The sequence below is a fragment of the Neisseria sp. RH3002v2g genome (assembly GCF_014596425.2).
Classification (GTDB): domain Bacteria; phylum Pseudomonadota; class Gammaproteobacteria; order Burkholderiales; family Neisseriaceae; genus Neisseria.
Map to the genome: position 1 here is coordinate 1176000 of NZ_CP110721.1, position 12294 is coordinate 1188293.

Annotated in this window: 15 protein-coding genes; all 15 read right to left on the reverse strand. The window is 48.8% G+C overall.

Annotated features, from left to right (window positions below; translation table 11 throughout):
• Positions 1-93: 93 nt before the first annotated feature.
• Positions 94-1749 carry an AMP-binding protein gene (locus BBP27_RS05640; protein WP_188212365.1) on the reverse strand — a complete coding sequence of 552 codons (1656 nt, stop codon included), beginning with the start codon at positions 1747-1749 and terminating at the stop codon, positions 94-96.
• A 92-nt stretch (positions 1750-1841) separates the two neighbouring features.
• Positions 1842-2945 carry a tRNA 2-thiouridine(34) synthase MnmA gene (mnmA, locus tag BBP27_RS05645; protein ID WP_188212364.1) on the reverse strand — a complete coding sequence of 368 codons (1104 nt, stop codon included), beginning with the start codon at positions 2943-2945 and terminating at the stop codon, positions 1842-1844.
• A 126-nt stretch (positions 2946-3071) separates the two neighbouring features.
• Positions 3072-3548 carry a copper chaperone PCu(A)C gene (locus tag BBP27_RS05650; RefSeq protein ID WP_188212363.1) on the reverse strand — a complete coding sequence of 159 codons (477 nt, stop codon included), beginning with the start codon at positions 3546-3548 and terminating at the stop codon, positions 3072-3074.
• A 131-nt stretch (positions 3549-3679) separates the two neighbouring features.
• Entirely contained in the window at positions 3680-4063 is a 384-nt protein-coding gene (locus tag BBP27_RS05655; protein WP_188212385.1) for a diacylglycerol kinase, read from the reverse strand.
• 67 nt (positions 4064-4130) lie between these two features.
• On the reverse strand, positions 4131-5087 hold the full coding sequence (gene gshB / locus BBP27_RS05660) for a glutathione synthase (protein ID WP_188212362.1): 957 nt from the start codon (positions 5085-5087) through the stop codon (positions 4131-4133).
• Positions 5088-5201: 114 nt separating this feature from the next.
• A complete protein-coding gene (gene recN, locus BBP27_RS05665; protein WP_188212361.1) occupies positions 5202-6863 on the reverse strand; it encodes a DNA repair protein RecN in 1662 nt (553 codons plus the stop codon).
• 289 nt (positions 6864-7152) lie between these two features.
• A complete protein-coding gene (gene scpB / locus BBP27_RS05670; protein ID WP_188212360.1) occupies positions 7153-7761 on the reverse strand; it encodes an SMC-Scp complex subunit ScpB in 609 nt (202 codons plus the stop codon).
• 69 nt (positions 7762-7830) lie between these two features.
• Positions 7831-8064, reverse strand: a complete 234-nt coding sequence (locus BBP27_RS05675) for a glutaredoxin family protein (protein ID WP_036472354.1) — start codon at positions 8062-8064, stop codon at positions 7831-7833.
• A 130-nt stretch (positions 8065-8194) separates the two neighbouring features.
• A complete protein-coding gene (locus tag BBP27_RS05680; protein WP_003681978.1) occupies positions 8195-8395 on the reverse strand; it encodes a (2Fe-2S)-binding protein in 201 nt (66 codons plus the stop codon).
• Between the two features lie 227 nt (positions 8396-8622).
• A complete protein-coding gene (xerD, locus tag BBP27_RS05685; RefSeq protein ID WP_502887190.1) occupies positions 8623-9501 on the reverse strand; it encodes a site-specific tyrosine recombinase XerD in 879 nt (292 codons plus the stop codon).
• Between the two features lie 74 nt (positions 9502-9575).
• Complete coding sequence (locus tag BBP27_RS05690; protein WP_003745910.1) at positions 9576-10019, reverse strand: peroxiredoxin; 444 nt, start codon at positions 10017-10019, stop codon at positions 9576-9578.
• A gap of 36 nt (positions 10020-10055) precedes the next feature.
• Positions 10056-10691, reverse strand: a complete 636-nt coding sequence (locus BBP27_RS05695) for a deoxynucleoside kinase (RefSeq protein WP_070838434.1) — start codon at positions 10689-10691, stop codon at positions 10056-10058.
• Positions 10692-10788: 97 nt separating this feature from the next.
• Positions 10789-11277 carry a 2-amino-4-hydroxy-6-hydroxymethyldihydropteridine diphosphokinase gene (gene folK, locus BBP27_RS05700; protein ID WP_188212358.1) on the reverse strand — a complete coding sequence of 163 codons (489 nt, stop codon included), beginning with the start codon at positions 11275-11277 and terminating at the stop codon, positions 10789-10791.
• 15 nt (positions 11278-11292) lie between these two features.
• Entirely contained in the window at positions 11293-11667 is a 375-nt protein-coding gene (locus BBP27_RS05705; RefSeq protein ID WP_036491806.1) for a SirB2 family protein, read from the reverse strand.
• Between the two features lie 52 nt (positions 11668-11719).
• The gene (mnmM, locus tag BBP27_RS05710; protein ID WP_188212357.1) at positions 11720-12289 is read right to left on the reverse strand and encodes a tRNA 5-(aminomethyl)-2-thiouridylate-methyltransferase MnmM; all 570 of its coding nucleotides are present in this window, start codon (positions 12287-12289) and stop codon (positions 11720-11722) included.
• Between the last annotated feature and the right edge of the window lie 5 nt (positions 12290-12294).

Genomic DNA, 12294 nt, shown 5'->3' on the forward strand with positions numbered 1-12294 from the left:
TAACTTGAAGCAGCATATTCTGGCAAACGGCAAAAGCTTCAGGCCGTCTGAAAACAGCGTTTTCAGACGGCCTTATCATACTGATTCTGTATATCAGCGCAGCTCGCGGCGCAGGATTTTGCCAACGTTGGATTTTGGCAACTCGTCGCGGAATTCGATGTCTTTCGGCACTTTATACGCCGTCAGTTCTTTGCGGCAGAAATCGATCAGTTCTTCCTTGGTCAAAGACGGGTCTTTGCGTACGACGAAGACCTTAATCGCTTCACCGGTTTTCTCGCTTGCCACGCCGATACAGGCGACTTCCAAGACTTTGTCGTTGCTGGCCACCACTTCTTCGATTTCGTTCGGATATACATTGAAACCGGATACCACAATCAAATCTTTTTTGCGGTCCACCAGCTTCAGCCAGCCTTTTTCATCCATCACGGCAATGTCGCCGGTCTCTAAAAAGCCGCGTGCATCGATTGCTTTGGCGGTTTCTTCAGGACGGTTCCAATAGCCTTTCATCACTTGCGGACCGCGTACCCACAATTCGCCCGGCTGTCCGATAGGCACTTCTTTGCCGTCCGCATCGCGCAATTCGACTTCGGTCGAAGGAACCGGCAAACCGATACCGCCGCTGTAAGCCTCGATATTCAAAGGATTGCAACATACGCCCGGGCTGGCTTCGGTCAAACCGTAAGCTTCCACAATCGGCGTACCGGTAATTTTTTTCCATTTTTCCGCTACGGCTTTTTGCGTTGCCATACCGCCGCCCAAAGTCAGCTTCAAACGGGAAAAATCGACTTCGGCGAAATCCGGACGGTTGACCATCGCATTAAACAGGGTATTCACACCGATGAACACGCTGATCGGCTCTTTTTTCAATTCACCGATAAACCCTTTCATATCGCGGGGGTTGGTAATCAGGATGATTTTGGAACCGGTATTCGCAAAAATCATCAGGTTTACCGTCAAGGCAAAGATATGATAAAGCGGCAACGCGGCAATAACCGTTTCTTCGCCTTCGCGCAGACTGTTTCTAATCCATTCTTTTGCCTGCAACATATTGGCGCAGATGTTGCCGTGGCTGAGGACGGCGCCTTTCGCCACGCCGGTCGTGCCGCCAGTATATTGCAGCAGTGCAGTATCATCGCGCGTCAATTCGACTGGCTTGAACGTATTTTCTGCACCTTGCTTCAAGGCCGTCTGAAAAGTCACGGTATTGGGAATACGGTATTCCGGCACCATTTTTTTCACTTTTCGGATGACGAAATTCATCAACGCGCCTTTAATCATGCCGAACATCTCGCCGACCGACGCGACAATCACATGTTTGATTTGCGTACGCGGCAACACCAACTCCAACGTATTGGCAAAGTTCTCCAACACGACAATCGTTGTCGCGCCGCTGTCTTTCAACTGATGCTCCAACTCACGCGGCGTATAAAGCGGATTGGTGTTCACTGCCACCAAACCGGCCTGCAGAATACCGAAAAGCGCAATCGGATATTGCAAAACGTTCGGCATCATAATCGCCACGCGCTCACCGCGCGGCAGTTCCAATACGTTTTGCAGGTAAGACGCAAAATCGGTAGCCAACTTGCCCACTTCGGCATAAGTAAGCGTTTTGCCCATGTTTTGAAAAGCAGGTTTATCCGCAAATTTCTCGACACTTTGACGGAATACGTCGCTGATGGAGCTGTATTGAGAGATATCGATTTCAGGGCTTACGCCTTGTTCGTAGCTTTTGAGCCAGAGTTTTTCCATATTGATCAGTCTTTTATTGAATCGTTTTTTGGAATCAAGACCGTCTGAAGGCTTTATTCAATCTGCTACTTTGTTTTCAGACGGCCCTCTTATTAAGCAGTAATAATGACAGGCTTGTCGGTGGACATGATGATACCGCCGCCCAAGCACACATCGCCGTCATACAGTACCGCAGATTGTCCGGGTGTTACTGCCCATTGCGGCTCGTCAAAGACAAGCTCGATGTTTTCATCATCCAAGTAACGCAACGTACAAGGCGCGTCAGCCATGCGGTAGCGCGTTTTGCAGGTATAGCGGCCTTCTTTCGGACGTTCGGGCAATGTGAAACTCAAATCGTTCATAATCAGGCTTTGTGTATAAAGCAAAGGATGGTCATGGCCTTGGACGACAATCAGTTCGTTTTTGGTCAAATCCTTGGCCGCGACAAACCATGGCTCGCCTGCGCCGCCAATACCCAAGCCTTTGCGTTGGCCCAGTGTGTAAAACATCAAACCGACGTGTTCACCGACTACTTTGCCTTCGGGGGTAACTATTTTGCCATTATTGGTCGGCAAGTATTTTTGCAGAAATTCGCGGAACGGGCGTTCGCCAATAAAGCAAATACCGGTACTGTCTTTTTTGGTTGCAGTCGGTAATTTGAATTCTTCGGCAAGACGGCGGACTTCAGGCTTCTCCAATTCGCCCAATGGGAAAATCGCGCGTTCGAGTTGGAAAGGCTTGAGACGGTACAGGAAATAGCTTTGATCTTTGTTTTGATCCAAGCCTTTGAGCAGGTAATGCACGCCGTTGCGCACTTCTTTGCGGGCATAGTGTCCGGTAGCAATGGTATCGGCGCCCTGCTCTATGGCGTAGTCCAAAAAGCATTTGAATTTGATTTCGGCATTGCACAAGACGTCCGGGTTTGGCGTACGGCCTGCGCTGTATTCTTTGAGGAAATAGGCAAATACATTGTCTTTATATTGCGCGGCAAAATTGACGATGTCGATATCGATTCCGATGATATCGGCAACAGCAATGGCATCAAAGGAGTCTTGTTTGATGCTGCAATATTCGTCGTTGTCGTCATCTTCCCAGTTCTGCATGAACACGCCGCTGATTTGATGGCCTTGCTGTTTGAGCAGGGCCGCGGTAACGGATGAATCGACGCCGCCGGAAAGACCGACGATGATGTTTGTTGGTGTGTTGGTAGTATTCATGAGGGGAATGTGGGTTTTAAATGCATTTTTTAAAGCGTAATTTTAGCACATTTTGATTTAACGACAGAAAAGGCCGTCTGAAAGCCCAATGGCTTTCAGACGGCCTTTATATGCAAATTCAAGCAATTAGTGCTGATGCGCGCCACCGTGAGCACCGTGGTCGTGGTTCATGTCGGCTTTAGGTGCGGTTTTAACTTCCAGCTCGACAGTTTGAGGTTTCGCGTTTTTGAATTTCAGGGTTACAGGTACTTTTTCGCCTTCTTTCAATTGTTTTTTCAAACCCATGAACATAACGTGGTAGCTGCCTGGTTTCAGCTCGGTTACGCCTTTCGCAGCCAAAGGCACGCCGCCTTTAACTTCGCGCATACGCATAACGCCGTTGTCGTTCACGTGAGTGTGTACTTCAACACGTTCGGCAACAGGGCTGCTGCCGCCTACCAAGAAGTCTTGTTTGGCTTCATCGTTTTGGATTTTCATGAATGCGCCACCCATTTTCATACCTTCAACGGTAGAACGTGCCCAACCGTCTTCAATATGGATACCGGCTGCAGATACGGAAGTTGCCAAGCCTGCCAGAATCAGGGTTGCCATTAATTTTTTCATCTTTTGCTCCTTATGTTTGCCAAATGGCTGGGATATACGGCCTTCATCTTACAACCGAAGGCCGTCTGAAAACTTTGATATAGATTAACTAATACTATCTAATCCTAATGAATTACCATATTACCACATTTCTAAGCAGTTAATGCAACAATCCAAACAATAAACAACATGAACAAAGCCATCAGTTGCGCGGCCGAACCGGCATCTTTGGCACGCTTGGCCAGCTCGTGTTTTTCAGTAGAGGTATGGTCAACAGCCGCCTCGATCGCGGTATTAAACAATTCGGTAATCAGTGAAATAAACGATGCGACAACAAGCACCATTTTGGTGACCGGGGCGAAATCAAGAAACAACGCCAAGAAAATTAAAATCAGATTCAACCAAAAAACTTGGCGAAATGCGCTTTCATAACGATATGCGGCAGCCAGTCCATCTTTGGAATAACCAAACGCATTAATGATGCGCTTGATGCCGTTTTTACCTTTTTTCTCGGAAGCGTAGGAAGATGGTTTCATCATATACTCAACATAAAAAGGCCGTCTGAAAAAAACGGTCGGGTCAATGTTCAGACGGCCTTTGGATTTATTGTTTTGCCCAAGATTCCACGGCATCTGCGAACATGGCGGCAACGTCGAAATCTTTTTGCTTCATGATTTCTTGGAAGCCGGTCGGGCTGGTTACGTTGACTTCGGTCAGATTGCTGCCGATGACATCCAAACCGGCAAGCAAAATACCGCGGCGCTTCAATTCCGGCGCAAGGGTTTCTGCAATCTCACGGTCGCGCTCGCTCAATTCCTGCGCCACGCCGCGGCCGCCGGCAGCCAAGTTGCCGCGTGTTTCGCCATTTTGCGGAATGCGCGCCAAAGCATACGGAACAACTTCCCCACCGATAATCAGAATACGCTTGTCGCCATGTACGATTTCAGGAATATAACGTTGTGCCATGATGGTGCGTGAATCAAGCTGCATCAAGGTTTCCAAAATACTGCCGATATTGGGGTCTGATTCGGTCAAGCGGAAAATGCCCATACCGCCCATGCCGTCCAAAGGTTTGATGATGATGTCGCCGTGTTCTTTCAAAAAGGCACGGACATCGGCGGAACGTGTGGTAACCAAAGTCGGCGCGGTAAACTGGCTGAAGTTCAAAATCGCCAATTTCTCATTGAAATCGCGCATTGCCTGCCCGCTGTTAAATACTTTTGCGCCCTGCTGCTGTGCTAAAGTTAAAAACTGGGTCGCGTATAGATATTGCATATCAAACGGCGGATCAGTGCGCATAATGACCGCATCAAAATCTTTTAAGGCAGTCTGAACTTTTGCCTCTGCTTTAAACCATTCGTGATCGTCATCGTTCTTCGCACCGACAAACTCAAATGCCGCCGCCTGAGCCACCACCCAGCCTTCACGGACGGACAATTCTCCGCTCAAGGTATGAAAAAGCTGCCAACCGCGCTTTGCCATTTCACGCATCATGGCGTAAGTAGTGTCTTTATAGGTTTTAAAACTTGCCATCGGATCGGCGATAAACAGGACTTTCATCAAAATTTCCTTATAAACAGACGCTATAATCATACCTTGTATTCTGCTTGTCTGAAAGGGCGCAAAATACGGGAAAGGCCGTCTGAATTTCATTTTCAGACGGCCTTAAGGCTTTTAGGCGGTGGCCAGATGTAAGAGTTCGGCAGCATGGCTGCGTGTGGTATCGGTAATGATTTCGCCGCCCAACATACGCGCGATTTCCTCAATGCGCTGATGATGATCCAATACGCTGATTTCGCTGACGGTTTGTTCGCCTTCGCTATGTTTGCGCACTTGCCAATGGTTTTCACCGCAAGAGGCGACTTGGGGAAGATGGGTTACCGCCAAGACTTGATGTTTTTTACCCAAGGCACGCAAAGCTTTACCGACCATTTCGGCGACGCCGCCACCGATACCGGTATCCACTTCGTCAAAAATCAATGTCGGCACTTGCGTGTATTGGCTGGCAACCACTTGCAAAGCCAAGCTGATACGCGCCAATTCGCCGCCGGAAGCCACTTTGTTCAAAGGACGGGACGGATTGCCTTTATTCGCCGCCACTTGGAATTGCACTTGTTCCAGGCCATGTGCAGTCGGCGAAGACGGCAACAAGACGATGTCAAAACGTGCGCCCTTCATGGCCAAATGCTGCATATGCTCGGTGGTCTCTTCGCCCAAACGGCCGGCCGCCTGATGGCGCATGGCGGAGAGAACGTGAGCGGCTTCATGGTATTCGGCAAGATTGCGTGCGACTGCATTTTCCAAGGCTTCCAAATCGGCAGCTGCTTGCAGGTTTTGCAGGCGCTCGTCAATTTCCGCCAACTTTTGCGGTAACTCTTCCGGCTCAATGCGGTATTTGCGCGCCATGCTCATCAATTCGCCCATCCGGCTTTCTTGTGCGGCCAATTCATTCGGATCGATATCGCTGCGGCCGGCCACATCGCGCATATTGGCACTGATTTCCCCCAACTCGGCTTCAATACTTGCCAACATATTCAGGCTTTCGGCAAAGCGCGGTTCAATGTTTTGCAGATTGCCCAGCAATTTTTGGCATTGGTAGATTTGACGTTGGATGCCGTTGTCGCCGTCTATGCTTTCGCCCACCTGCTCGGCGGTTTGCAGCAACTCGGCCGAATGCGCCAGGCTATCGTGGCTTTGGCTTAAGGTTTCCCATTCGTTGGGTTTGAGCTCCAATTGGTTTAATTCATTAAACTGCCATTCCAAACGCTCGCGTTCGATGGCCATGGTTTCTGCCTGCTCTTGCGCTTCTTGCAGTGCCTTTTTCGCATTGACCCAGTTTTGATAAAGCTGTTTGACCGTCTCTGCCTGCTCTTTGCTGCCGGCAAATGCGTCCAACAACTCGCGTTGCGCAGATTCTTGATTCAACGAATGATGGGCATTTTGTCCGTGAATATCGATTAACTGCTCGCCGATGGCTTTCAACTGCGCCAGCGTTGCCGCTTGGTTATTGATATAACTGCGGCTTTTGCCCTTGGCATCGATAATACGGCGGATGCTGAGCTCTTCCGCATCTTCTTCCAAAAGGCCTTGCTCCTGCAGCTGCACTTTCAGTTCGGGCAAACCGCTGATGTCAAACAAAGCCGACAACTGCGCCTCTTTGGCGCCGTTGCGCACTTGGCTGTAATCGGCTTTATCGCCCAACAACAGGCCAATCGCATCCAGAGTAATCGATTTGCCTGCGCCGGTTTCGCCCGTTAAAACGGTAAAGCCGTTTTGAAAATCAAGATTCAGGTTTTCAACAATGACAAAATCACGCAAAGAAAGTGCCAACAGCATTGCAGTATTCCTTAGTAAATCACCCGCGCTTATGCGGAATAGCTTTAGATAAGCTGATTATAACTAAGATTTTTTATAGTTTGAATCAGATTTTTCTTATGATTTATCTAAGATATTTATTTTAAACAAATTATTTTTTTAAGAAACTACCCAATACACCACGCTATATTGTTACCCCGGCTGACGTATTCAATGATATAGAGCGTTCATTTAATGCCATAAAACGCTAGAATAACCAACACAAAGGCCGTCTGAAACACGATTGTTTCAGACGGCCTTTACATTTAAATCAATTAATCAGCCTGCTTTCAGGCTCTACTGCTTCTTCAGCTTCCTCATCGCCTGTCGGCGGCGTTTCCATTAAATCAGGCAACACCAGCTCACCCAATTCAGTCAGCGGCGGCAATTCTTCCAAACTTTCCAAACGCAAATCGCTTAAGAATGTTGCCGTGGTCGCCCACAAAGCTGGACGGCCGACAGAATCACGGTGGCCGATGACTTCAATCCAGCCCCTATCCTGCAAGGTTTGCATCACATTTTGCGACACCGCCACGCCGCGTATGCCTTCTATATCGCCACGCGTTACCGGTTGCTGATAGGCAATAATCGCCAGCGTCTCCATCACGGCACGGGAATAACGCGGCGCGCACTGCTCTTGCAGGCTGCCCAGTCGTTCAAATGCGGCTTGGGCAATTTGAAAGCGCCAGCCCTCATGGGTATGCACCAATTGCAAAGCCCTATCCTGCCAACGGGCTTTCAGTTGCGCCAACACGTCAATCAGCTTGTCTTGCGACAACGGCGGCACGCACAATTCGCGCATGGCTTTTTCGTTTAAGGGTTCGACTTGCGTCAACAGCGCCGCTTCAATCAGCGCATCGGGAGAAAGTTTTTCAGTCATAATAAAATCAATGTTCAGACGGCATAAACAGCCAAAGGCCGTCTGAAAGATAATATGGTCAACGGTTTATTATGCGCTCAAATGCGCTTTTAGTTTTTCTTCGTCCAAAAACCAATGGCAGATTTCGGTATCGCCATCCAGCAAAACAGGCACCAGCTCATTGTACTTTTCTTCTAAAACCGGATCTTCATCAACATCGACAATATCCAGCTCAAATCCAAACTGCTCCTGATAAGGCTTTAATTGTTCGCGCATTTTGTGGCACAGACTGCAATATTCCCGAAACATCAAGGTCAGTTTCATCGCGGTTACTCTCGGAGGGACAAAAGCGGCCATTGTATAGCAAAATGCCGCCAAACCATACAGGCATGACAAAGGCCGTCTGAACAGGCGCGAGATAACGCCTTCAGACGGCCTTTATGTGTATTCTGAATTAAGACTGAACGTTGATACCGGCAGTCACGGTATTTTGGGCACTGCTTGCAGTCAAAAACGATGCAGCCAATTCGCCGCAGCAACCGCAACAAGTCGCCACGCCCAATTGAGCCTGCAAATCGCTCATGGTGGTTGCACCGGCGGCGATGGTCTCTTTGATGTCGTGGTCAGTAATGGCATTGCAGATGCAGACAAACATGATGTGCTCCAATAATTTTGTTACCCTCTGTAATTGAGAGTAGGATTTATTCTTGAACGTAAATATAAATAAAAACGGTTTGCATTGCAATATTGGCACCATCCTTTTGTTTTGAAATTTTTCTATGTAAATTTGTATTTTGATTGTTATTTTATAAATAGTAAACTTTATAACCGTTCAGACGGCCACGATAACAAAAGGCGGCATCTTCGAAATGCCGCCTTTATTTATGAACGGGAATGGTGTTCATCAACCATGTTTTTCAAACGGATATTGGCCACATGGGTATAAATCTGCGTGGTATTGATGTCGGAATGTCCCAACATCATCTGGACCGAGCGCAAATCGACGCCGTGATTGACCAAATGCGTGGCAAAAGCATGGCGCAAACCATGCGGACTGAGCGAAGCAATACCGGCCGCTTCGGCATATTCTTTGACTATCATCCATGCAAGCTGACGGCTGATGCCGCTGCGTTTCTGGCTGACAAACACTTCGTCGCAAATTTTGTTTTTCAGCAACACCGGGCGCGATTCGTTGTAATAGCGTTCCACCCAATATACCGCTTCCTGCCCCAGCGGAACCAGACGCAATTTGTCGCCCTTGCCTATGGTGCGGATACTGCCGCGATGTAAATCGATATCGCTGAGCGTCAATTTGACGGCCTCGGTCACGCGCAAACCTGTTGCATACATGACTTCAAGCAAGGCTTTGTCGCGTAGGCCATGTGGCGTTTCCACATCCGGCGCAGCCAGCAGCGCGTCGATTTGAGCTTCGGTAATCAGCTTGGGCAGTTTACGTTCCGATTTCGGCGCTTTGAGAAAACGGGTGGGATTGTCTGCCCTTTGGCCCGTTTCTTCCAACCAGCCGTACATGCGCTTGCAAGCCGACAATGCCCGCGCTTGGGACGTGTTTTTTTCCCCCTCCGCATACACGGCATCAGACAGGGCAAACTCATCGGCACTCAACCAATCCTGTCCAACCTCAGACAAACGCGCAGCGATTTTGACCAAATCACGGCGGTAACTTTGCAGCGTATTGTGGCTGAGTCGGTCTTGCAGCCAAAGAGATTCAAGCAACTTGTCTATTAAATCGTCCATATTCATCAAACTGATTGAAAGGCCGTCTGAACGGCATGACTTTACATCCGCTCAGACGGCCTTAGGTTTTCAAAGCCCTATTAAGAGGCTTGAGAGATTGTATCCAAAACTTCCTGCGCGTGTCCGGCCACTTTGACTTTGCGCCACTCATGGGCGATTTCGCCGTTTTTGTCCAGCACAAACGTGCTGCGCTCAATGCCGAGGGATTCTTTGCCGTAAAGCTTTTTCAGCTTGATCACATCAAACAGTTTGCAGACGGTTTCTTCTTTGTCGCTCAACAATTCAAACTGGAAGCCTTGTTTGGCGCAGAAATTTTGATGCGATTTCACGCCGTCGCGCGAAATGCCGACAACGGTATAGCCCAATGCTTTGAATTGTTCCAATCGGGCATTGAAATCCAAGCCTTCGGTGGTACATCCGGGCGTGCTGTCTTTAGGATAAAAATAGACAACCAACGGCAAATGTTCGGCGGAGTTAAAATCGCTGCCGGAAGAAGATGGGAGTGTGAATTGATATTTTGACATATTATTCCTTTCAGACGGCCTAAACCTAGCCTGCGTTTATTTTTCGCTTAAATTCAAATAACTGCGCGTACCTTGAAAATCTTCCAATGCGCGCAACAAAAGCTGGAAGTGGTCGTCATTGCCAGCCAAATCTAACTCATCGGCATTGACGGTCAGCAAAGGCGCGCTTTGATACAAATGGAAGAAATGGCTGTATTCGTCATGCACCCGTCCCAAATAGCCTTCGGGAAACAAGCTGATGATACCCTCTTGACGTTTTTGCAGGCGTTTGCGGTTGTTTTCGACGGCGGTTTGCAGATAAATCACCACATCTGGTTCCGCGTATTGCGGCAAAATGCGTTGCTTTATATCGGCAAAAAGCTGCCGCTCGTCATCATTCAAAACGATGGGCGTAAAAATGCGGTCTTTTTCCGGCAGAAAATCAGCCACAACCATTCCACCTTGCGCACAATGGTCTTCAATAATATTCACGCTTTCAGCGCGGCGCGTCAGGAAGAAAAGCTCGGCGGCCAAGCCATTATTGGAAACATTGCTGTAAAACTTCATGAGAAACGGATTGTGATCCGGATTTTCCGACAACAGCAACGCACTGAAATGCTCTGCCAAGCGGCGGCTCAAAGCAGTCTTGCCGCTACCGATGGCGCCTTCGACAACAATATAACGAGGATTCATAGTAACTCTTTGTAATGTGTTTCCCAACAATATTTTATAGCAAAAAAGGCGTGTCCAACACGCCCTTTCTTGTTTCAGCCTGTTTTTCAGACGGCCTTTATTCTTTCAACAGGCGAATCCCCTGCCCGCCCAAAGCCTGAGCCAAATCAGCCGCACGGCCATGCTCGCCCAACTCGAAATCCGGAAGAATTTCAGCCAGCGGCAACATCACGAAACTGCGCTCATGCGCGCGCGGATGCGGCAAGGTCAGATGCGGGTCATCGCTGCGGATACCGTCAAAATCGATGATGTCCAAATCCAAGGTGCGTGGCGCATTACGGAAGGTACGCTCGCGCCCAAATTCCGCCTCGATGCGGTTTAACTCTGCCAACAGCGCCACGCCGTCCAATGAAGTTTTCACGGCACACACGGCGTTCACAAAATCGGGCTGATTGTCATAGCCGACCGGCGCAGTCAAATACAGGGAAGAAGCCTTTTCAAGCCGGATATACGGATGCTCGGCCAATTCGGCCAAAGCGGCGCGAACCTGTTCGGCAGGATTGGCAAGATTGCTACCCAAAGCGACAACGGCAAAATGCGGATACATTTCAGACGGCCTCTTTTAAAACGGCAGCGTTTTGGTTTTGGCAAGAAAAACAATCGTGGCAACACACGACATGGCCAAAATATAGACGATATAAAATTTCGGCGAACGCGGACGCGAACGCATCATAATCATGCCCAACACAATATAAACCAGCAACAGCAGGATTTTCATGCCGAGCCACGGCGCATTGAACGGTGAAAAATGGGTAATCTTCATCAGCCACAAGCCGGTAAACAGCAACATGGTGTCGTTCAAATGCGGCATGGCTTTCCAAATGCCTGCCAACGGTTTTTCAGGATGACGCCAAAGCATGAAAAAGCGGATATTAAACAGCAAAATGGTAATGGTTACAAAAATCTGGTGGCTGTATTTGACGAACAGGTATTGCATAACAGTTTCTTGTCGGTAGAGGGAATGAAAGCGGCTATTTTACCGCAAACATCTATTTCTGACGCAACTTTTCAACCGCCAGCAGATAGGGCGGCGTATTGCGGCGGTTGACAAAGCCATAGCGCAACACGGCAAAGGCTTCCTGTGGCAAAGCCTCCGCCCATTGCACAATCGCCTCAGCCTCTATTCGGCCGGCTTCATGCCCCGGATACAATACCGCCACGGCAAGGCCGCCTTCTTTCAGCAAACCCAAAGTATCCGTCAGCGCACGAATACTGCTTGCTGCTTCAGTTGTACAGCTTTTATCGCCGCCCGGCAGCCAACCGAAATTAAATACCGCGGCATCTAAAGGCTCGTCGATATAAGATAAAAGGTTTTCATGGCCGTCATGTATCAGGACTACCCGACCATCTACGCCGTTTTCTTTCAGACGGCCTTGAGTCTGCGCCAGTGCTTTAGATTGCACATCAAACGCCCACACCCTACCCGTTTCGCCAACCAATTGCGCCAACAGCAAAGTATCATGCCCGTTTCCAGCCGTCGCATCCAAAGCGCGGCCGCCTGCTTTTAAGGCTTGTCGTAACAGGGAGTGGGCAAAGGGAAGAATGTTTTCAAGCAGCATGATAA

Coding starts and splice junctions, on each gene's coding strand:
- xerD (WP_502887190.1), bottom strand. CDS start 9,501: ATGAATATGGACGATTTAATAGACAAGTTGCTTGAATCTCTTTGGCTG.
- BBP27_RS05690 (WP_003745910.1), bottom strand. CDS start 10,019: ATGTCAAAATATCAATTCACACTCCCATCTTCTTCCGGCAGCGATTTT.
- mnmA (WP_188212364.1), bottom strand. CDS start 2,945: ATGAATACTACCAACACACCAACAAACATCATCGTCGGTCTTTCCGGC.
- BBP27_RS05680 (WP_003681978.1), bottom strand. CDS start 8,395: ATGTTTGTCTGCATCTGCAATGCCATTACTGACCACGACATCAAAGAG.
- gshB (WP_188212362.1), bottom strand. CDS start 5,087: ATGAAAGTCCTGTTTATCGCCGATCCGATGGCAAGTTTTAAAACCTAT.
- BBP27_RS05705 (WP_036491806.1), bottom strand. CDS start 11,667: ATGCAATACCTGTTCGTCAAATACAGCCACCAGATTTTTGTAACCATT.
- BBP27_RS05655 (WP_188212385.1), bottom strand. CDS start 4,063: ATGAAACCATCTTCCTACGCTTCCGAGAAAAAAGGTAAAAACGGCATC.
- scpB (WP_188212360.1), bottom strand. CDS start 7,761: ATGACTGAAAAACTTTCTCCCGATGCGCTGATTGAAGCGGCGCTGTTG.
- recN (WP_188212361.1), bottom strand. CDS start 6,863: ATGCTGTTGGCACTTTCTTTGCGTGATTTTGTCATTGTTGAAAACCTG.
- BBP27_RS05695 (WP_070838434.1), bottom strand. CDS start 10,691: ATGAATCCTCGTTATATTGTTGTCGAAGGCGCCATCGGTAGCGGCAAG.
- BBP27_RS05650 (WP_188212363.1), bottom strand. CDS start 3,548: ATGAAAAAATTAATGGCAACCCTGATTCTGGCAGGCTTGGCAACTTCC.
- mnmM (WP_188212357.1), bottom strand. CDS start 12,289: ATGCTGCTTGAAAACATTCTTCCCTTTGCCCACTCCCTGTTACGACAA.
- BBP27_RS05640 (WP_188212365.1), bottom strand. CDS start 1,749: ATGGAAAAACTCTGGCTCAAAAGCTACGAACAAGGCGTAAGCCCTGAA.
- BBP27_RS05675 (WP_036472354.1), bottom strand. CDS start 8,064: ATGAAACTGACCTTGATGTTTCGGGAATATTGCAGTCTGTGCCACAAA.
- folK (WP_188212358.1), bottom strand. CDS start 11,277: ATGTATCCGCATTTTGCCGTTGTCGCTTTGGGTAGCAATCTTGCCAAT.